Origin of the sequence: Rhodosalinus sp. FB01 (assembly GCF_041365715.1) — a bacterium.
Classification (GTDB): domain Bacteria; phylum Pseudomonadota; class Alphaproteobacteria; order Rhodobacterales; family Rhodobacteraceae; genus Rhodosalinus.
In genome coordinates this window covers 394544-414321 of the sequence record NZ_JBGFSH010000001.1, presented here as the reverse complement: position 1 = coordinate 414321, position 19778 = coordinate 394544, and the positions used below count along the sequence as shown (strand labels likewise).

Genomic DNA, 19778 nt, shown 5'->3' with positions numbered 1-19778 from the left:
GTATGCAGCATGTGTCGCCGCGGCCGGATCGGGTGCCGCGGCATCGGCGTCGGTTGACCGCCCCGGGGGTGGAGAGTAGATCGTTGCCTGACGGGCGCGGCGCGCTGCCGCCGCCTGCGGGCGGGCATGACAAGGAGAGCTCCGTGGAAGAGACGCTCAGGGAATACCTCCCCATCCTCGTTTTCCTGGCCATCGCGATCGGGCTCGGGCTGGTGCTGATCCTCGCGGCCACGGTGATCGCGGTGCGAAATCCCGACCCCGAGAAGGTGTCGGCCTATGAATGCGGCTTCAACGCCTTCGACGACGCGCGGATGAAATTCGACGTGCGCTTCTACCTGGTGTCGATCCTGTTCATCATCTTCGACCTCGAGATCGCCTTCCTGTTCCCGTGGGCGGTGGCCTTCCAGGACATCTCGATGACGGCGTTCTGGTCGATGATGGCGTTCCTCGCGGTGCTGACCGCAGGCTTCGCCTATGAATGGAAGAAGGGGGCCATGGAATGGCAGTGACCACCGGCGCGAACGCGGCCGGCCCGGATCCCGAGCACGGCACGCAGCTTCTGAACCGCGAATTGCAGGACAAGGGCTTCCTCGTCACGACGACGGAGGACCTCATCAACTGGGCGCGGACCGGCTCGCTTCACTGGATGACCTTCGGGCTGGCCTGCTGCGCGGTCGAGATGATGCACACCTCGATGCCGCGCTACGACGCCGAACGGTTCGGCGTCGCGCCGCGCGCGAGCCCGCGCCAGTCCGACGTGATGATCGTCGCGGGCACGCTCACGAACAAGATGGCGCCGGCGCTCAGGAAGGTCTACGACCAGATGCCCGAGCCGCGCTACGTGGTCTCGATGGGATCCTGCGCCAATGGCGGGGGGTATTACCACTACAGCTATTCGGTGGTGCGCGGCTGCGACCGGATCGTGCCGGTGGACATCTACGTGCCCGGCTGCCCGCCCACTGCCGAGGCGCTGCTCTACGGCATCCTCCAGCTTCAGCGGAAGATCCGCCGCACCGGCACCATCACGCGCTGACGCGGCCGGCCCGTAACGGAAAGGTAAGCATGACCGACGCCCTCAAAGAACTCGGCGCCCATGTCGAGGCGAAGCGACCCGACTGCGTGCTGTCCTGGCAAGTGACCCGCGGCGAGCTGACCGTGTCGGTCACGCCGGCGCGCATCGCGGGGCTGGTGGAGTTCCTGAAATCCGACGCGGCCTGCGGCTTTTCCACCCTCGTGGACATCACCGCGGTCGATCGGCCGGAGCGGCCCAAGCGCTTCGACCTCGTCTACCACCTGCTGTCGATGTACCAGAATCACCGCATCCGCTTGCGGGTCCCGGTGAGCGAGGACGACATGGTGCCCTCGATCACCGACGTGCACCCCTCGGCCGGCTGGTTCGAGCGCGAGGTGTTCGACATGTTCGGCATCCTCTTCTCCGGCCATCCGGACCTGCGCCGCATCCTCACCGATTACGGCTTCCGCGGTCATCCGCTGCGCAAGGATTTCCCGACCACGGGCTATACCGAGGTGCGCTATGACGAGGTGCAGAAGCGCGTGGTCTACGAGCCCGTGAAGCTGGTGCAGGAATACCGGCAGTTCGATTTCATGAGCCCCTGGGAAGGCGCGGATTACATCCTGCCCGGCGACGAGAAGGGTGAGGAGGCCGCGAAATGATGGGGCCGATGAACGGCGGCGGCCTGATCGGACTGCTCTTGATCGCGGTGCTCGTCGTCGTACCCTTCTGGAAGCTTCTGCCGCGGTTCGGGATGCCCGGCTGGCTTGCGCTGGCGGCGCTCGTGCCGCTCGGGGCGGTGGTGCTGCTGTGGGTCATGGCCTTCAGGGACGACGTGTCCGCCAGGCGCGGGTAAGGCGCGCCGCATGGCCCAGCCCCTGCTTCTGTTCGGCCTCGGCGCCACGAAGGCTGGCAGCGGCTGGCTTTACCGCTACCTGCGGGGGCACCCGGAGTGCAGGATGAAAAGCGTGAAGGAACTTCACTTCTTCGACACGCTGCAGGCGGGCCGGCGGCCGCGCCGGCTGCGCAAGCTCGACGCGGCGATCTCGGCCGAGGCGCGGCGGGCGGATGCCGGGCAGACCCGCGCGCTCCGACGCGTGAGCGCCCTGCAGGAGCTGGCCGAGGTGACCCATGCCGCGACCGACGCCGCCTATCTCGATTACCTGATGCGCGGGCGCGGTGAGGCCCGGCTGGTGGGCGACATCACGCCCGCCTACGCGTTGCTGCCCGCCGACTGGCTTCGGCGCATGCAGGCGCTCAGCCCGGGCACGCGCTTCGTCTACCTGATGCGCGACCCGCTGGCGCGGCTCTGGTCCAACCTGCGCATGGTCGCCCGGCGCGATGCCGAGGGCGCGGCGCTCGGCCCGCGCGCCAACCGGCTCATGGCGGAGTGGCTCGACGGCGGGCATCGCGACGTGGCGGCGCGGGGCGACTATGCCGGCGTCCTGTCGCGCCTCGATGCCGCGCTGGAACCCGCGCGGCTCTTTCTCGGCTTCTTCGAGGAGGTCGTCACCGCGCCCGTGCCCGACGCGCTGTGCCGTTTCCTCGGCCTGACCCCGCGCCCCGCGGCCGCGACCCCCGTGCACGAGGGCGTGCCCGCGACGCTCGACCCCGACCTGCGCGCCCGCGCGCTCGCGCGCCTCGCCCCGCAATACGATACCGTTGCGGCCCGTATGGGCCGTTTGCCGCCGTCGTGGCAGGCGAGTTGCGGAGCGATTTGACATGCGGCAGCACGATCACTTGCGCTATCGCGGTTGCCGCGAAGAGGTTGGTGAAGCACCAATCTTTTACTGCATCGGTGCAGCCAAAGCCGGCACGACCTGGTTGCACTCTTACTTTGCGCAGCACCCGGAATGCTACATGCGAAGCGTCAAGGAAATCCATTTCTTTGATCGCAAGGCCGGCAGGCGCGATGCAGTGGCCCGGCAACTGGAAGTGCGGGTAAGCGAGGCTTTGCGTCGCCAATCGAGATTTTCGAAACCGGGCGGACTGAGGACGAAAGAGTTGTCCTTCCTTCGCGACGCGATTGAGTGGGCGGACCTTCTGGACAGGGCAGATGCAACGTCCCGTGACTATCTGGCCTACCTTTGGCCTCGACAGGCCGCGCGGTCTGGGGCGAAGCGCTGCGGCGACATCACACCCCAATACGCCACGCTCGACGGTAACGCGTTCTCGCGGATGGCAGCTCTTGGCAGCGACGCGCGGTTCGTATTCATTCTGAGAGATCCGGTCGCGCGCTTGTGGTCGCATCTGAGAATGCGCGCACGCATCGCGCAACGCCGCGAGGGCCGCAGCGTGACAGCCCATCAGCTTGCAGAAGACTTCCTTGCAGGGAACCTCGACTTGCAGCACAGCATGGCAGCTTTCTGTGACTACGGCGGCACTCTTGATCGGCTTTTCGGTCAAGTCGCGCGAGATCGGGTTCACGTCGCCTTTTTCGAGGAACTGTTCACGGCACCGGCGTTGGGAAGACTGTGCACGTTTCTCGGCCTGAGCGCGATGCCCCCGCCTTCGGTCGATCCGCTGAACGAAGGTGCCGCAGAGTCGATTGAAACCAAGATGCATGATCGTCTTCGGGTATGGCTCGAGCCTCAATACCGCGCCGTCCGGGAGCGAATTCCGGGCGGCTTGCCAGACGATTGGGTGAGATGAGGATAGGATGATGGACGGCCAGTTCGACGACGTGCTCACCGGCGAGCAACGGATCCGCAACTTCAACATCAATTTCGGGCCGCAGCACCCGGCGGCGCATGGCGTGCTGCGTCTCGTTCTGGAGCTCGACGGCGAGATCGTGGAGCGGTGCGATCCGCATATCGGGCTGCTGCACCGCGGCACCGAAAAGCTGATGGAAAGCCGGACCTACCTGCAGAACCTGCCCTATTTCGACCGGCTCGACTACGTCTCGCCGATGAACCAGGAACACGCCTGGTGCCTCGCCATCGAGAAGCTCACCGGCGTGGAGGTGCCGCGCCGGGCGAGCCTGATCCGGGTGCTCTACTCCGAGATCGGACGGGTGCTGAACCACCTGCTGAACGTGACGACGCAGGCGATGGACGTGGGCGCGCTCACCCCGCCGCTCTGGGGGTTCGAGGAGCGCGAGAAGCTGATGGTCTTCTACGAGCGCGCCTGCGGCGCGCGGCTTCACGCCGCCTATTTCCGCCCGGGCGGCGTGCACCAGGATCTGCCGCCCGCGCTCCTCGACGACATCGAGGCGTGGTCCGAGACGTTCCCGGCCGTGCTCGACGACATCGACGGGCTTCTGACGGAGAACCGGATCTTCAAGCAGCGCAATGTCGATATCGGCGTGGTCAGCGAGCAGGAGATCCTCGACTGGGGCTTCTCGGGGCCGATGGTGCGCGGCTCCGGCCTTGCCTGGGACCTGCGCCGTGCGCAGCCCTACGAGTGTTACGACGAGTTCGACTTCCAGGTGCCCGTGGGCAAGAACGGGGACTGCTACGACCGCTACCTCGTGCGGATGGCCGAGATGCGCGAGAGCGTGAAGATCATCCGACAGGCGATCGTGAAGCTGCGCGCGGAACCGGGCGAGGTGATCGCGCGCGGCAAGATCGCGCCGCCCTCGCGCGGCGACATGAAGACCTCGATGGAGGCGCTGATCCATCACTTCAAGCTCTACACCGAGGGATTCCACGTCCCCGAGGGCGAGGTCTATGCCGCGGTCGAGGCGCCCAAGGGCGAATTCGGGGTCTACCTGGTGGCTGACGGGACCAACCGGCCCTACCGCGCGAAGCTGCGCGCGCCGGGGTTCCTGCACCTGCAGGCGATGGATCACATCTCGCGCGGCCATCAGCTGGCCGATGTGGCGGCGATCATCGGCACGCTCGATGTGGTGTTCGGAGAGATCGACCGCTAAGACGGCGCCCGGGGGCGACCCCGGAGCAAAGGAGGGGACGGGCAAGAATGACGACGACGACAGAATTGGGCCTGCCCCGCGCCGCCGTGCTCGCGGTCGCCGCGGCAGCCGCGCTCGCGGGTTGCGCGATGCCGCCGGAGAACGTGAGCGACGCGCAGCTTGCGGATTACGATCTCGCCGTGGCCAGCATCGGCTGTGAGCTGCGTTACGAATCCGATTACGCGCCGGTCGAGCTTCAGGCCGGCCTCACCCGCCAGCAGGTTCTCGACATCTCGCAATACCGCCTTGCCAGCGACCAGGCGGTGCGCACGTCCGAGGGCGGCGTGCGGCTCGTCTCCGGGCCCTGCGCCCCCGCCGCCTGAGCGATCAACCGAGGGAGCTTCCATGCTTCGCCGTCTTCACCACGAACAACCGGAGAGTTTCGCCTTCACCCCCGCCAATCTGGAATGGGCGCGGGCGCAAATGACGAAATATCCCGAGGGCCGGCAGGCCAGCGCCATCATCCCGCTTCTGTGGCGCGCGCAGGAGCAGGAGGGCTGGCTGTCGCGGCCGGCCATCGAATACGTCGCCGACCTGCTGGGCCTGGCGCATATCCGCGCCCTCGAGGTCGCGACCTTCTACTTCATGTTCCAGCTCGCGCCGGTGGGCTCGGTCGCGCATGTGCAGGTCTGCGGCACGACCTCCTGCATGATCTGCGGCGCCGCGGACCTGATCGGCGTCTGCCGCGAGAAGATCGCCCGGGAACCGCACGAGCTGAGCCCTGACGGCAAGTTCTCGTGGGAGGAGGTCGAGTGCCTCGGCGCGTGTTCGAACGCCCCGATGGCGCAGATCGGCAAGGACTATTACGAGGATCTGACCGCCGGGCGGCTGGGCGAGATACTCGATGCGCTGGCGGCGGGCGAGGTGCCCTTGCCGGGGCCGCAGCAGGGGCGCTACGCGTCCGAACCCGCGGGCGGGCTGACGAGCCTGCACGCCCATGGCGAGGAGCGCCTGCCGCGCAACGCCTCCGTCGCGCTCGCCGAGGAGCTGGGCGACACCGTGAAGCGGATCGACGGCAGCGAGGTGCCTCTCGTGACCCCGTGGCGCGACCGGTCCGGCAACGACACCGCGCCCGAGCCCGACCCGCACACGCCGGTCCTCGCCGAGGAACTGCCCGCCGACGACACCGGGATCGACCGGCGCGAGGCCCCGGTGAAGGGCCGGGGCAAGCCCGAGAGCGGCGCTCCGGCCCCCGAGGCCAGGCTCGACCCCGACGCGCCGCGGCCCGAACCCGATGCCGCCGATCTGGGCACGCGACCCGAGGGCCTGGAGGCCCCGCGCGAAGGCGGGCCGGACGACCTGAAGAAGATCAAGGGGATCGGCAAGAAGCTGGAAAAGCTTCTCCGCGGTCTGGGCTTTTACCATTTCGACCAGATCGCCGGCTGGACGGCGAAGGAGATCGCCTGGGTCGACCAGAACCTCGAGGGCTTCAAGGGCCGCGTCACGCGCGACAACTGGGTGGAGCAGGCACGGGTTCTTTCCGAAGGGGGAGAGACGGATTTCTCGGAGCGTGTTAGTAAGGGCGATGTCTATTGACGCTGCCTTGCAAACCGACATCTGAGGGGGAATGGGAATGACGACCAGCAGCAAGGACGATACCTGCCTCAAGTTCTGCTGGGGCCTCGCCGCCGTGGCCGGGCTTGGCATGGTGGTGGCGCTGAACGACAGGATGTGGTTCCTGGTCGCGCTCGTTCTGGGCGGCGCGTTCGGGGCCGGCATGGGCGTCGTGCTTCAACGCAAGGTCTGCGGCATACTCGGCAATCCGCTGGAGGACACCACGCTTGGCGAGCTGACCGGGATGGAGCCGCTTCGCCGGGAAAAGCTGGAGGCGCTGGACATGGCCGAGACCGAAGCGCCGGCGCCGCGCCACGTGCCGCCGGCGTCGTCCGCCCCGGCCTCCGCGGCGCCGCCCGCCGCGAAGGCCGCCGCCAGCACCGCCGCGCCGAAATCGGCCGGTCCGGAAGAGAGCGCCGGCAAGGCCGGCGCGGCCGCCGCGAAGGAGGCCGCCGGGGCCGGGGGCGGGACGAAGCCGGCGACACTGTCGGCCCCCCGTGGCGGCCAGGCGGACGATCTGAAGAAGATCAAGGGCGTCGGCCCGAAGCTCGAGACGCTGCTGAACAGCCTCGGCTTTTACCATTTCGACCAGATCGCGGCATGGTCCGAGGACGAGATCGCCTGGGTCGACGAGAACCTCGAAGGCTTCAAGGGCCGGGTGACCCGCGACGACTGGGTGGCGCAGGCGAAGGACCTGGCCGCCGCAAAGAGCGATTGACGACGGGGGCGCGATGAACTCGGAGGACCGGCAGCGACGGATCGCGCGGCAGGGGCGGATCGCCGCGCTCGTGATCGCCGGCGCCGGTCTCGCCGCGATCCTCGCGCCCTGGCTCGTGGCGCTTGCAGGTTTGCCTGTGCGCTACGAGATGCTGATCTATTTCGCCTCCATGGGCGCCTTTCTCTGGGCGCTCGTGGTGGCGGCAAGACTGTGGCGCGCCCGCGACCGATGAGGACGCGCCCGGAGCTGGGAAGGACTGTTCGATGCTGAAGGACGAAGATCGTATCTTCACCAACCTCTACGGCATGCATGACCGCTCGCTCGCCGGGGCGAAGGCGCGCGGCCACTGGGACGGCACCGGCGCGATCATCGCCCGCGGCCGCGACGCGATCGTGGAGGAGATGAAGAAATCGGGCCTGCGGGGCCGGGGCGGCGCAGGCTTCCCCACGGGCCTGAAATGGTCCTTCATGCCCAAGGAATCCGATGGTCGCCCGGCCTACCTCGTGGTCAATGCCGACGAGTCCGAGCCCGGCACCTGCAAGGACCGGGAGATCATGCGCCACGATCCGCACACGCTGATCGAGGGCTGCCTGATCGCGTCCTTCGCGATGGGGGCGCATGCCTGCTACATCTACATCCGCGGCGAGTACATCCGCGAGCGCGAGGCGCTGCAGGCCGCGATCGACGAATGCTACGAGGCGGGGCTGCTGGGCCCCAACGCCGCCGGCTCGGGCTGGGATTTCGACCTCTACCTGCATCACGGCGCGGGCGCCTACATCTGTGGCGAGGAGACGGCGCTTCTGGAAAGCCTGGAGGGGAAGAAGGGCATGCCGCGCATGAAGCCGCCCTTCCCGGCGGGCGCGGGCCTCTACGGGTGCCCCACGACGGTCAACAACGTCGAATCCATCGCGGTGGTGCCCACCATCCTGCGCCGCGGCGCGGACTGGTTCGCGGGCTTCGGGCGTGCGAACAACACGGGCACCAAGATCTTCGCGATCTCGGGGCATGTGAACCACCCTTGCGTGGTCGAAGAGGAGATGTCGATCTCCTTCGAGGAACTGATCGAGCGGCATTGCGGCGGCATCCGCGGCGGCTGGGACAACCTCAAGGCGGTGATCCCCGGCGGCTCGTCCGTGCCGATGCTGCCCGCCTCGGTCATGCGCGAGGGGATCATGGATTTCGACTGGCTGCGCGAGAACCGGTCGGGCCTCGGCACGGCGGCGGTGATCGTGATGGACCAGTCCACCGACATCATCAAGGCGATCTGGCGGCTGTCGAAATTCTACAAGCACGAAAGCTGCGGCCAGTGCACGCCCTGCCGCGAGGGCGCGGGCTGGATGATGCGCGTGATGGAGCGTCTGGTGAACGGCGAGGCGGAAGTCGAGGAGATCGACATGCTGCTCGACGTGACCAAGCAGGTGGAGGGCCACACGATCTGCGCGCTGGGCGACGCGGCGGCCTGGCCGATCCAGGGCCTCATCCGGCATTTCCGCGACGAGATCGAGGACCGCATCAAGGCGCAGCAGACGGGCCGCGCGAGCGCGGTGGCCGCGGAATGAGAGGGCGGCGGCGCGCGATCATCGCGGCGCTGGCCGCGGCAGCGACGCTGGCCGCGTGCGGCCAGGGCCAGAGCCGCGTGGCGTTCGACGGCAACATCTATCCCGCCAGCGTCTCGACCATCGGTGGCGAGCGGGAGAAGTTCACGATCTCGGTGCGCAATGCCGGGCAGGGGCTTGCCGGCGCCCGCGAGGCCGGCCGCTACGAGGCGACCGTCTACTGCATCCGCAATTACGGATCCTCGGCGGTGCGCTGGACGCTCTCGCCCGATGCCGAGGCGTCCGCGCTGCGGATCGAGAATGGCGCGCTCCTTCTTCAGGGAGAGTGCCTGGGCTGGTAGGACGGTATGGTCGCCAGAGAGGCGCGGCGGACCCCGTGTTATTGCATGACAGGCGATCATGTGTCGTCTCTTGGGCGACGCGCGGGACCACGATGCATCCCGCGAACCCGGGGAGAGTTCGACCATGCGAAGACCGATTGCCGCCGCCCTCGCCGCCCTGCTCCTGGCCGGCACCGCCACCGCCTCCGACGCGCGCCCGCCGTTGCGGGAGGTGAAGGAGATCGATGGCGCCCTCCTGGCCGTGGCCATCGCCGACGAGATCCGCACCCGCTGCGACACCATCGACGCGCGGATGCTTCGGGCGCTCGCCACGCTGAACCGGCTGGAAAACCGCGCCCGTGACCTCGGCTATACGAAGTCCGAGATCGACGCCTACGTGAACAGCAAGGACGAAAAGGCGCGCATCCGCGCCCTCGGCGAGCGCTATGTCCACCAGCAGGGGGCCGACCCGGAAAGCCTGGCCGATATCTGCGATCTCGGCCGGCGGGAAATCGCCCGGGGCAGCGCCATCGGCGCGCTGCTGAGAGAGAAGTGAGGGCGGTGGTTCTCAGGGGGTCCCTAGGCTCCAGACTCAATGATGGTCAAAGCCAGAAGATGACGGGTGCGGCGAGCGCGATGGCTGACAGGAAGACCTTCGGGCAGCGGTCGTAGCGGGTTGCGATGCGCCGCCAGTCCTTCAGGCGGCCGAACATGATCTGGATGCGGTTGCGGCGCTTGTATCGCCGCTTGTCGTAAAGAATAGCCTTGTCGCGGGACGTCCGGCCGGGGGTGAAGGGCGGACAGATTTGATCCATTGGATCAAATCAGCCCTGAACGGGCCTTATCCCCTTGTCCTGCAACGCGTCCCGGAACCAGTCGGCGTCGTGGCCCCGGTCGGCGATCAGCCAGTCGACCGCCGGCAGGGACCCGCACAGCGCCCGCGCGCCGACGACGTCGTCGCTAACCTGGCCCGCGGTGATGAAGAACCGGATCGGGCGCCCCTGGCTGTCGGTCACGCCGTGCAGCCTGGTGTTCATGCCGCCCTGCGTCCGGCCGATCAGGCGTCCACGCCCCCCTTTTTCACCGCCAGGCTGGTCGCCGTCCGGTGCGTCTTGAGATACGTCGCGTCGATCATCGCCGCCTTTCCTCCGGCTCCCCGGCGGCCAGCCCCGCGAGGATCCGGGCGAACACGCCCTTCTCGCTCCAGCGCTTCCAGGGATGGTGGAGCGTTTCCGGGGCTTACGCGGCCCCACTGGGGCCACGGTCCCCTTCAACTGTGCGGCCCGTATTTTCTCGGTGCGTCGTACCATCGCAAGCCATTGCGATTGATGAAGATTATGGCGGACAGCACGCGCCGGTCGTCGCCCCCGGGTTTGCCGGTTCGTCAGGAAATCGATCCACTGGATCGATTTCTGGTCTTCCTCACCTTCGGGAAGTAAGGCTCGATGCGCGCCATCTGCGCCTCCGTCAGCCAGAAGAGGTTGCTCATGTCACCCCTCGCTTTTTCAGCAGTGAATCATGACCTCACCAGCCAATCAATGGGTCCTGACCCTAGGCTGCGCACCAATTCTCAGAATGACCCCTGCGCCAAAACCTCTTGAAACAACGACGCAACTTGCGCAACGAACCGAGCCAAAAGTGCTTTAATGAGCGTCGGTTTCATAGAGCCGACATAGTGTTCGCTCAAAAGAGCACGCAAGGGGCCTCGAATGAACAGACAGTCGGCGATTCTCGAAACGGCACAGTCCCGCGGGCGCGTCATGGTGGACGAGTTGGCAGAGGTTCTGCGCGTCTCGGCCCATACCGTCCGCCGCGATATCAACGCGCTGTGTGCGCAGGGAAAATTGCGGCGCTTGCACGGCGGGGCCGAATTCATCGAGGGCAGTTCGAACCTGCCCTATTCGGCGCGCACTTCGCTGAATGTGGCGGCCAAGCAGAGGATCGCGTCCCACGTCGCGGGGCTGATCCCGGACGGTGCAACGCTATTTTTTTCGATTGGCACAACCCCGGCCGTTGTCGCCGCCGCGCTGGCCGAGCGTGAAGGCTTGACCGTCATCACCAACAACCTGAATGCGGCGATGGCCCTGTCCGAGGCGCCCGGTGCGCGGGTTGTCATCCCCGGCGGGGAACTGCGCCTGCCGGATCGGGACGTCCTCGGGTCTCTGGCACAGGAGCTTTTCGCGTCCTACCGCGCGGATTTCGCCATTTACGGTGCCGCCGGCATCGACACTGACGGCTCCCTGCTGGATTTCCACGCACCTGAGGTGCGCCTCCGCCGCCAAGCACAGGAAAACGCACGCCATTCCATTTTCGTCGCGGACAGCTCGAAATTCGGGCGCCGTGCCCCGGCGGTCGGCGGTCATCTCGACGAGGCCAACCATGTGGTGACCGAGGCCAAGCCCGGTGCGCCTTTCGCCACGCTGCTGGAGTCGCTCGGCGAGCGGTTGGTCATCGCGGGGGAGGGCACATGAGCTTTCTGATGCTTGAAGGCCTCACGCGGCAATGGAACGGACAGGGCGGGGTGTGCGACATCGGCCTTGAGTTGCGGCAAGGGGCCTTTCTGTCGATCCTCGGCCCGTCGGGCTGCGGAAAATCCACGATGCTGCGCCTGATCGCGGGGCTGGAACAGCCGCAAGCGGGCAGCATATGGATCGACGGCCGTGACGTGACGGCCCTGCCGGCCGCGCAGCGCAACCTGTCGATGGTGTTCCAGTCCTACGCGCTGTTTCCGCATCTCAACGTGGCTGAAAACGTGATATTCGGGCTCAAGGTGCGGCGCGTCACCCGCGCGGACCGGGAGCGGCGTCTGGCCGAGGTCCTTGCCATGACGGGGCTGGAGGGGCTGGAGCGGCGCAAACCGTCTGAGCTGTCGGGGGGGCAAAGGCAGCGCGTGGCGCTGGCCCGGGCGGCGGTGGCCGAGCGGCCGCTGTGTTTGATGGATGAGCCGCTTTCGAACCTAGATGCCAAGTTGCGCCACTCAGTGCGTCGCGACATCCGGACACTGGCGCGCAAGCTGTCGTTGACGGTGGTTTACGTGACCCATGATCAGGGCGAGGCGATGAGCCTGTCGGACAAGATCGTGCTGATGCGGGAGGGCCGCATTGAACAAGTTGGCACGCCTTCGGAGCTCTACGCGCGCCCGGCAACCACTTTTGCCGCGCAATTCATCGGTGACCCGCCCATGTCGCTGATTAATGCAACCGCGCTTGGGCAAGAGGGCGCTTCTACCATAGGCATGCGCCCCGAAGCTGTTTCGCTCGTGTCGGCTGGGCAAGGCGATCTTGACGCGCGGATCGAGGATTTCGAGTACCTGGGCGGCGAAACCCGGCTGGCACTCACCCATCCGGCGGCCGAGGGGCTTGCCGCGATCCTGCCCGGCCCGGCCGCGTTTCGGCCCGGCCAGATGGTTGGTGTAATTATCCCCGAGGAAAACCGGCTCCTTTTCGACTCCGTCACCGGAAGCCTGAAAAAGGAGCCGCAGCAGAATCCAAAGGCGCGCATTCGCCAAAATCCCGCGCCCGAGGATGGCCATAAGGCCCCCACTTCAACTCAAACAGCCAAAGAGGACCTCTCAGAATGACCCGTATCACTGCTGTATCTGCTATAATGGCGGCCTCCACCGCGCTCGTCAATCCGGCCATGGCCGAGACCGAGCTGACCATGTATTACCCCATCGCCGTCGGTGGCGCGCTGACCGACGTGGTCGACGGGATCGTTGCCGAGTTCGAGGCGCAAAACCCTGATATCACAGTCAACGCGATCTATGCCGGCAACGATGACGACACGCGCATCAAATCGCTTGCGGCGCTTGCATCCGGCGATCCGGCGCAGCTTGCCGTGATGTTTTCCATCGACGCCTATGACCTGATCGAGCAAGGCCTCATCGTGCCCTTCGAGAGCGCCATCGAGACCGAGGCGGAGCAGGAATGGCTGAACAGCTTCTACCCTGCGCTCATGGCCAACGGCCAGATCGAGGGCCAGACATGGGGCGTGCCGTTCCAGCGGTCGACCATCGTCGCCTATTACAACAAGGACATGTTCCGCGAGGCGGGCCTTGACCCGGAAAAGGCGCCGACCACGTGGGATGAATTGGTCGAGATGGGCAAAGCCCTGACAACGGACGACCATCACGGCCTGATGATCCCCTCGACGGGCTATCCCTACTGGATGTTCCAGGCCCTGGCGATCCAGAACGGTCAGGAATTGATGTCAAATGACGGGCTGACCACCTATTTCGACGACCCCGATACCGTCGAGGCGCTTGAATACTGGAAGTCCCTCTCCACCGAACATGGCATCATGCCCGAGGGCACAGTTGAATGGGGCACGCTGCGCCAAGCCTTCCTTGAGGGCGAGACCGCGATGATGTGGCATTCCACCGGCAACCTGACGGCGGTCAAGAACAATGCCGAGTTCGATTTCGGTGTTGCCATGCTGCCCGGCAAGGAACGGTTGGGATCACCCACCGGAGGCGGCAATTTCTACCTCTTCAAGGACTCCACCGAAGAGGAAAAGCAGGCCGCGCTTGAACTCATCAAGTTCATGACCGCGCCCGAGCAGGCCGCGAAGTGGTCCATCGAGACGGGCTATATGGGCGTCTCGCCCGCCGCTTACGAAACCGAGGCGCTCAAGGCCTACACGGCTGACTTCCCGCCCGCCCTGGTGGCGCGCGATCAGCTTGAGCATGCGGTTGCCGAATTCTCGACCTTCGAGACAGCGCGTGTTCGCGATGGGCTGAATGCCGCGATCCAATCGGCGCTGACCGGCGACAAAAGCCCCGCAGACGCGCTGGCCGAGGCACAGGCCGCCGCCGAGCGTCAACTGCGCGCCTACAAGTAAGCGCCCTCAACGCTCTGTGCCGGGCCGGTTCAGTCAACCGGCCCGGCCGTGGAGACCCGCATGACCGACGCCTTCACGCTGGCACGCCGCCGCCGCGCACTTCACGGCTGGCTGTTGTTGTCGCCCGCGCTCATCATGCTGACGGCATTTGCCTTCTACCCATCGCTGGCCACCATGGTGACATCGCTTTGGTCGCGCGGCACCCGGCGCAACCCGGCCGAATTCGTGGGGCTGGAGAATTACCGCTATCTGTTCGACGATCCGACCTTCTGGCAGGTGGCAGGCAACAACCTCTCGTATGCGCTTGTCACCATTCCGGTTTCCATGGCACTGGCGCTGATCATGGCGCTTTGGGCCAACTCGAAACTGCCTGCGCGCAGCTTCATTCGCACCGCCTATTTCACCCCCACCGTGCTGCCGATGATCGCGGCGGCGAACCTCTGGCTGTTTTTCTACACGCCCAGTTTCGGCATCCTCAACCAGATCGGCGCGCTGTTCGGAGCGGAGCCGGTCAACTGGCTGGGTGAGCCCGAAACCGCGCTTTGGGCGATTTGCGTGGTGACGATCTGGAAAGAGGCGGGGTTCTTCATGATCTTCTACCTCGCGGCGCTGCAAACCATTCCGCCCGACTTGAAAGAGGCCGCCGATATCGAAGGGGCAAGCCGCTGGACTTATACCCGCCGGATCGTGTTGCCACTCCTGATGCCGACCACGTTGTTCATCCTCGTCAATGCAATTATCAACTCGGTCAAGCTGATCGACCATCTGTTCATCCTGACCAAGGGCGGGCCCTCGGACAGTTCCAAGCTGATCCTCTACTATATCTGGGAAAACGCCTTCGCCTATTTCGACAGACCAGCAGCCGCGGCGATGACGGTGCTGGTGCTGGCCCTGATGGGGGCGGTCGCGGCTTTTCAGTTCCTCGTGCTTGACCGGCGGGTGCATTACCGATGATCCGTTGCATCGAACCCGCCGCCGCGATCCTGTTGGCCATTCTGTGGATTTCGCCGCTGCTTTTTGCATTCTGGGCGGCGCTTCACGACGTCAGTGACGCGGTGAACTTCCGTCTGACCGCGCCCCTGACGCTTGAGAATTTCCGCACCGCTTGGGCCGGGGCGCCTTGGCTGCGCTATTTCCTCAACACCTTCGTGCTGGTCTCGCTGATCCTGGCGGGGCAGTTCCTGCTTTGCACACTGGCCGGTTTCGCCTTTGCCCAGACAGAGTTCCGTGGGCGCGACGCGCTTTTCATTCTTGTGCTGATGCAGCTTTTCATCCTGCCCGAGGTGTTGATCGTTGAAAACTACCGGGTCGCGGCCTCCCTGGGTCTGCTTGACAGCATAATGGGCATCGGCGCGCCCTACATGGCCTCGGCCTTTGGTATCTTCCTGATGCGGCAGGCGTTCAAATCCGTGCCCAAGGATCTGGACGAAGCCGCCCGCGTCGAAGGGTGCGGCACGTTGGGCGTTCTGTGGCGGGTCTATGTTCCCGCCGCGCGCCCCACCTATCTCGCCTATGCCCTTGTCTCTGTGGCGACCCACTGGAACAATTTCCTCTGGCCGCTCATCGTCACCAACTCGCCCTCCACCCGGCCGCTGACGGTCGGCTTGTCACTTTTCGGCGCGCCCGAGAACGGCGTCGACATCTCGGTCATCTCTGCAGCCACAGTCATGGTGATCGCCCCGCTCTTGATCGGTTTTCTGATCTTCCAGCGTCAATTTGTACAAGCTTTCCTGACCGCTGGCGTGAAATGAGGACTCCATGACCCGCATCCTGCAAATTTCCGATCTTCACATCATGCCCGAAGAGCAGCTTTTTAAAGGCACGATCGATACCGCTGCGGCGCTGCGAAAAATACTGTCCGGGCTGGCAGGCTTGTTGCCCGCCATCGGACCGGTGGAGCGGCTTGTGATTTCGGGCGATCTGACCGAAACGGGATGCGAGGGTGCTTATGACCATTTGCGCGCGATAATGGCCGAGGCGCCGCTGCCTTGGTGCGCCATCCCAGGCAATCATGACAGTCGCGAGGCCGTGCGTGCCGTCGTTGCGCAGGACGAATTGATGCCCGATGAAGGGCCGATCAACTGGCGCGAGGATCTGGACGGTGTCACCATCCTGGGCCTTGATACGCTGATTGAAGGAGCGGCCCATGGGGCCGTGAGCGACGCAACACTGGAGTGGCTCGAGGTCACGCTGCGCGATCTGCGGCACCGTCCTGTACTGATCTTCATGCATCACCCGCCCATTGATACGGGTATATCCGCGATGGACGCTATTGGCCTCACCCCCAATCCACGTTTCGAGGACCTGTTGCGTGACCATGACGGCCCGGTGCAGATCGCCTGCGGGCATGTTCACCGTATGATCACGGGTCAGTTTGCGGGACGCCAGGTCACGGTTGCCCCGGGCACCTCTCATGCTGTTGGTCTTGATCTTCAAACGCGTGCGGGGATCAAATTCATACCGCGTCACTCCGGTGCCATTCTGCACGATATTGGGGACAAGTGCCTGACACGGCTAATTTCATCTGACGATTTCTGTTGATGGACGATGCAGCGACTGAACGCTAGCCACCCACCCGCGGACGCTCGTTGTGACTGAGGGATGCGAGGGAGGCAGGTCCAGCTGATCCCAGTTCATCGTTTACCCTATCGTCGCTTTTAAGGTTTCCGTGCCGCGTTACAGAGCTGAGCACGCCTGCCGAGAGAACCCGCGGGGCAGGGTTTTGTTCCAACCCGATCAATAGAAGGTTCTGGCCGGCCAAGCCCTGCGTATGGCCCTCGCGCGCAGATTCGACCAGAAGGTCTACCCCGCATCGGAACAGTTGCGCGTCCGCTGCGTTGACGCTCGACGATGTAATCGGCGAGGCGACATGACGAACGTTTCTGACACGCAACCAGCCCGGCAACGGGATCTTGAGGCGCGTCCGCGATGGCGTCTGTCCTCGTCTTGGGGCCTTCAGGCGGCGTTCTGGGTGACGCTGATCCTGGTGATTTCGCTGTCGGGTTTGCTGATTTCAAACATCGTGTTGCCGTTCGTGATTGGCGCTGTCCTGGCTTATTTCTCGCAACCGGCGATGCGGTGGCTGACAAGTCTCGGCGTGCCACGGGCGGCCGGGGCAGCCGTTCTTCTGACGCTGATCATGGGGGGACTTCTCGGGTCCCTCGCGGTCGCGGCACCGATCATTCTGACGGAGATCGCGAACCTGTTGGAGCGGGCGCCGCAAACTCTGACACAAATCAAGGATGTGTTCGGCGAGGGATCGCCCGGTGTCTTCCGCAGTGCGAGCGAACAGACCAAGGAATTGCTGGCGGATGCCGCGGAGGCCGCTGGCGAGAACCGCGAAGAGGTTCTCGCGGGTCTGTATGCCGGGGTTTCGGGATTGACCCAGCTGGTTCTGTTCTGGGTGGTCATGCCGGTCGTCGCGTTTTATCTGCTCATGGATTGGGACCGCCTCATCCGCACACTCGACGATGCGATACCACGACATCATCTTGCTACCGTGCGAAATCTCGCGGCCGATATCGACGCAACCCTGGCCGGGTTCGTGCGGGGGCAGGCCTTGGTCTGTGCGGTTCTTGCGATCTATTACGCAAGGGCGGTGTCAGCAAATCGTGTTGGTTCCGGCTTTGTTCCTGGGCGCCAGTAGGGTAGGCTTTGAGGCTCGAGCCAACCGAGGAGTCTGTCGTGCCCCGCTTCGATCCGCCCGAGTTTGACCGCCTGCTCGCCCGTCTGACACCGCAGGAGCTGCGCAAGGTCGAGGGGATGGTGGCCGAGGCGCGAGAGCGTGCCGAAGCCGTGCTCGAGATCGATGCCCGTGCTGAGACGGGCGGCTCGGCGGCCGCATGCGTCCGCTGCGGGGGCGAGAGCCGCAGCCGTTGGGGCCGGACCCGGACCGGGGCCCAGCGATGGCGCTGCTCGGGCTGCGGGGCGACGTGGTCGGGCCGCAGTGGCACGCCGCTGGCCCGGGTGCACCGTCCCGATCTCGTGACCGCGCTGGCGCGCGACATGATCGAGGCGCCGCAACCGATGTCCTGCCGCCGCGCGGCCGATGTTCTGGGGGCGTCGCGCCACAGCGTCTGGCGCTGGCGGATGGTGATCATCGGAGCCCTGGTGCCCGAGCTCGACGGCACCCTCGCCGGCATCGTCGAGGCTGACGAGGCACACCAGCGGGAGAGCCGCAAGGGCTCGCGGGAATGGGTCCGGCACAGGCGCGACCCGATGAACCACCCGGCACCGCCGCGTCTGAGGTGGCGGGCCTACCGACGGCGGGGCGGTTCAGCCACAGCGCCTCCGTTCGGCTGGCGGGCCTGGGAGAAGAAGCTTCTCGCGGCCACGGATCGCGCCGGCCACCGCGCTTTCGAGGCCATCGCCGACGCGGGCCAGGCGGCGATCTCCGGCGCCCTGCTGCCGGTGATGGCGCCGGACGCGGTGCTCTGCACGGACGGCCATGCGACCTACGAACGGATCGCCAAGGACGAACGTATCCCGCACTTCGCGCTCAACGGCGGGAGGCGCTCGAAGCGCGCCCCGCGCAGCCATCACATCAACACCGTGAACGCCCTGATCGGCCGGTTCCGCACATTCATGCAGCCATTCTGCGGACCGGCGTCGAAGAACCTGGCCGCCTACGGCCGATGGCACGCCGCCCGGGACAACGCGGACCGGAGCACCCTCGACGTCCTCAGGCTGCTGTTCGTCTCAGGCCCCCGCACCAACACGATTTGCTGACACCGCCTACGCAAGTGTGCTGTTGCTTGTCGGTCTCAATTACGGGTTCGCGATCGGCACGATGAGCGGACTGATCTCGTTCATACCTTATGTCGGCGCGATCCTCGGCGGCGCGTTAGCGATCGGCGTGGCTCTGTTGCACAAATCGGCTTTTGACCGAGGTTCCCCTTTCCCCTGACAGACTTATCCTACGACCTCTGTGACGGGTATGCCGAGCGCGGTGTGGCCGTTGAGAACGGCGATGCGGACCTGGATCTCGGCAACCTGGCGGTCGAAGTCTCGTGCCATGAGGCGCTGTCCCGGCAGTTTCACGCAATGCATCTTCGTCTCGACGCGGCTTCGGCGGTGGTATCCGCTACATCGTCGCCAAAGCGCTCGGCCGAGGTATTTCGACGCTCTCAGAGCCTCGTTGCGCGCCAAGGCTCCGGCAGTGATCGTCTTCCAGGGCTTGGCGTTCTTCCGCGGCGGAATGACGGCGTGGGCGCCGCGGTCGGCGATGGCGTCATGGCATTTGCGTGTGTCATAGGCGCCGTCAGCGGTGACCGACCCGATATCCCGGTCCGCCGGGATCTGACTGAGCAGATCAGGCAGAACCGGTGCATCGCCGATGTGACTCCCGGTGATCTCGACGGCCCGGACCTCCAGTGTTTGCTCGTCGATTCCGAGATGGATCTCGCGCCAGACCCGCCGTTTGGGGCCGCCGTGCTTGCGGGCGTGCCATTCGCCTTCGCCCTCGACCCTGATGCCGGTGCTGTCGATCAGCAGGTGCAGCGGCCCCTTGGAGCCACGATATGTGATGTCTACAGCGAGGGTCCTCTGGCGGCGGCTTAGAGTGCTGAAGTCGGGCACCGACCAGTCAAGGCCGACCAGGCGCAACAGGCTCTCGACGAACCCGGTCGTCTGCCGGAGCGCCATGCCGAACAGCATCTTCATTGTCAGGCAAGTCTGGATGGCGGTATCGCTGTAGGTCTGCTGGCGGCCGCGCCTGCCTGTCGGCACGGCCTCCCAGATCATCTCGGGATCGAACCAGACCGTCAGCGAGCCCCGGCGCTTGAGCGCTTCGTTATAGGCTGGCCAGTTTCTGGTCTTGTAGGTCGGGGGTGTCGGTCTGCTCATGCACCACAGCTACCACGCTGGATTC

Annotated in this window: 23 protein-coding genes and 2 pseudogenes; 23 read left to right on the top strand and 2 right to left on the bottom strand. The window is 65.5% G+C overall.

Features of this window, described 5'->3' with window-relative positions; translation table 11 throughout:
* Positions 1-143: 143 nt before the first annotated feature.
* The 14 genes from AB6A65_RS02040 to AB6A65_RS01975 all read left to right on the top strand — a co-directional run bounded on the left by AB6A65_RS02040 (position 144) and on the right by AB6A65_RS01975 (position 9626).
* Positions 144-509 carry an NADH-quinone oxidoreductase subunit A gene (locus AB6A65_RS02040; protein ID WP_371036683.1) on the top strand — a complete coding sequence of 122 codons (366 nt, stop codon included), beginning with the start codon at positions 144-146 and terminating at the stop codon, positions 507-509.
* Positions 500-1033, top strand: a complete 534-nt coding sequence (locus tag AB6A65_RS02035) for an NADH-quinone oxidoreductase subunit B family protein (RefSeq protein ID WP_371036682.1) — start codon at positions 500-502, stop codon at positions 1031-1033. Before AB6A65_RS02040 ends, AB6A65_RS02035 begins: the two co-directional genes overlap by 10 nt.
* Before the next feature lie 29 nt (positions 1034-1062).
* Complete coding sequence (locus AB6A65_RS02030; RefSeq protein ID WP_371036681.1) at positions 1063-1674, top strand: NADH-quinone oxidoreductase subunit C; 612 nt, start codon at positions 1063-1065, stop codon at positions 1672-1674.
* Positions 1671-1868 (top strand): hypothetical protein, encoded by a 198-nt coding sequence (locus AB6A65_RS02025; protein WP_371036680.1) that lies wholly within the window; start codon positions 1671-1673, stop codon positions 1866-1868. The genes AB6A65_RS02030 and AB6A65_RS02025 overlap by 4 nt, the downstream gene beginning before the upstream one ends.
* Positions 1869-1878: 10 nt before the next feature.
* Positions 1879-2733 carry a sulfotransferase gene (locus tag AB6A65_RS02020; protein ID WP_371036679.1) on the top strand — a complete coding sequence of 285 codons (855 nt, stop codon included), beginning with the start codon at positions 1879-1881 and terminating at the stop codon, positions 2731-2733.
* A gap of 1 nt (position 2734) precedes the next feature.
* Positions 2735-3664: a sulfotransferase gene (locus tag AB6A65_RS02015; protein ID WP_371036678.1), complete on the top strand. Its 930-nt coding sequence runs from the start codon at positions 2735-2737 to the stop codon at positions 3662-3664.
* A gap of 10 nt (positions 3665-3674) precedes the next feature.
* Positions 3675-4883: an NADH-quinone oxidoreductase subunit D gene (locus tag AB6A65_RS02010; protein ID WP_371036677.1), complete on the top strand. Its 1209-nt coding sequence runs from the start codon at positions 3675-3677 to the stop codon at positions 4881-4883.
* A gap of 47 nt (positions 4884-4930) precedes the next feature.
* Positions 4931-5245, top strand: a complete 315-nt coding sequence (locus AB6A65_RS02005) for a hypothetical protein (protein ID WP_371036676.1) — start codon at positions 4931-4933, stop codon at positions 5243-5245.
* 22 nt (positions 5246-5267) lie between these two features.
* On the top strand, positions 5268-6458 hold the full coding sequence (locus tag AB6A65_RS02000; protein WP_371036675.1) for an NADH-quinone oxidoreductase subunit E: 1191 nt from the start codon (positions 5268-5270) through the stop codon (positions 6456-6458).
* Between the two features lie 37 nt (positions 6459-6495).
* Positions 6496-7194 (top strand): NADH:ubiquinone oxidoreductase, encoded by a 699-nt coding sequence (locus tag AB6A65_RS01995; RefSeq protein WP_371036674.1) that lies wholly within the window; start codon positions 6496-6498, stop codon positions 7192-7194.
* 13 nt (positions 7195-7207) lie between these two features.
* On the top strand, positions 7208-7426 hold the full coding sequence (locus tag AB6A65_RS01990; RefSeq protein WP_371036673.1) for a DUF5337 family protein: 219 nt from the start codon (positions 7208-7210) through the stop codon (positions 7424-7426).
* A gap of 31 nt (positions 7427-7457) precedes the next feature.
* Positions 7458-8753, top strand: a complete 1296-nt coding sequence (gene nuoF, locus AB6A65_RS01985; protein ID WP_371036672.1) for an NADH-quinone oxidoreductase subunit NuoF — start codon at positions 7458-7460, stop codon at positions 8751-8753.
* Complete coding sequence (locus AB6A65_RS01980) at positions 8750-9091, top strand: hypothetical protein (protein WP_371036671.1); 342 nt, start codon at positions 8750-8752, stop codon at positions 9089-9091. Before nuoF ends, AB6A65_RS01980 begins: the two co-directional genes overlap by 4 nt.
* 124 nt (positions 9092-9215) lie before the next feature.
* Complete coding sequence (locus tag AB6A65_RS01975; protein WP_371036670.1) at positions 9216-9626, top strand: DUF5333 domain-containing protein; 411 nt, start codon at positions 9216-9218, stop codon at positions 9624-9626.
* A gap of 46 nt (positions 9627-9672) precedes the next feature.
* Here the strand turns inward: AB6A65_RS01975 and AB6A65_RS01970 are convergent.
* Positions 9673-10559 (bottom strand): annotated as a pseudogene (locus AB6A65_RS01970) (IS5 family transposase).
* A gap of 220 nt (positions 10560-10779) precedes the next feature.
* Between AB6A65_RS01970 and AB6A65_RS01965 the strand changes: the two are divergent.
* From AB6A65_RS01965 to AB6A65_RS01925, 9 genes and pseudogenes are all read left to right on the top strand, one after another.
* Positions 10780-11541 carry a DeoR/GlpR family DNA-binding transcription regulator gene (locus AB6A65_RS01965; RefSeq protein WP_371036669.1) on the top strand — a complete coding sequence of 254 codons (762 nt, stop codon included), beginning with the start codon at positions 10780-10782 and terminating at the stop codon, positions 11539-11541.
* Positions 11538-12650 carry an ABC transporter ATP-binding protein gene (locus AB6A65_RS01960; protein ID WP_371036668.1) on the top strand — a complete coding sequence of 371 codons (1113 nt, stop codon included), beginning with the start codon at positions 11538-11540 and terminating at the stop codon, positions 12648-12650. Before AB6A65_RS01965 ends, AB6A65_RS01960 begins: the two co-directional genes overlap by 4 nt.
* Positions 12647-13909, top strand: a complete 1263-nt coding sequence (locus AB6A65_RS01955) for an ABC transporter substrate-binding protein (RefSeq protein ID WP_371036667.1) — start codon at positions 12647-12649, stop codon at positions 13907-13909. Before AB6A65_RS01960 ends, AB6A65_RS01955 begins: the two co-directional genes overlap by 4 nt.
* A gap of 60 nt (positions 13910-13969) precedes the next feature.
* A complete protein-coding gene (locus tag AB6A65_RS01950; protein ID WP_371036666.1) occupies positions 13970-14863 on the top strand; it encodes a carbohydrate ABC transporter permease in 894 nt (297 codons plus the stop codon).
* Positions 14860-15660, top strand: a complete 801-nt coding sequence (locus AB6A65_RS01945) for a carbohydrate ABC transporter permease (RefSeq protein WP_371036665.1) — start codon at positions 14860-14862, stop codon at positions 15658-15660. Before AB6A65_RS01950 ends, AB6A65_RS01945 begins: the two co-directional genes overlap by 4 nt.
* A gap of 7 nt (positions 15661-15667) precedes the next feature.
* On the top strand, positions 15668-16450 hold the full coding sequence (locus tag AB6A65_RS01940; RefSeq protein WP_371036664.1) for a phosphodiesterase: 783 nt from the start codon (positions 15668-15670) through the stop codon (positions 16448-16450).
* Positions 16451-16880: 430 nt separating this feature from the next.
* A complete protein-coding gene (locus tag AB6A65_RS01935; RefSeq protein WP_371036663.1) occupies positions 16881-17555 on the top strand; it encodes an AI-2E family transporter in 675 nt (224 codons plus the stop codon).
* A 38-nt stretch (positions 17556-17593) separates the two neighbouring features.
* Positions 17594-18637 carry an IS1595 family transposase gene (locus AB6A65_RS01930; RefSeq protein ID WP_371036662.1) on the top strand — a complete coding sequence of 348 codons (1044 nt, stop codon included), beginning with the start codon at positions 17594-17596 and terminating at the stop codon, positions 18635-18637.
* Between the two features lies 1 nt (position 18638).
* Positions 18639-18773: pseudogene (locus AB6A65_RS01925) on the top strand (AI-2E family transporter); the annotation flags it as partial.
* Positions 18774-18820: 47 nt separating this feature from the next.
* Here AB6A65_RS01925 and AB6A65_RS01920 read toward each other — a convergent pair.
* The gene (locus AB6A65_RS01920; RefSeq protein ID WP_371036661.1) at positions 18821-19753 is read right to left on the bottom strand and encodes an IS5 family transposase; all 933 of its coding nucleotides are present in this window, start codon (positions 19751-19753) and stop codon (positions 18821-18823) included.
* Between the last annotated feature and the right edge of the window lie 25 nt (positions 19754-19778).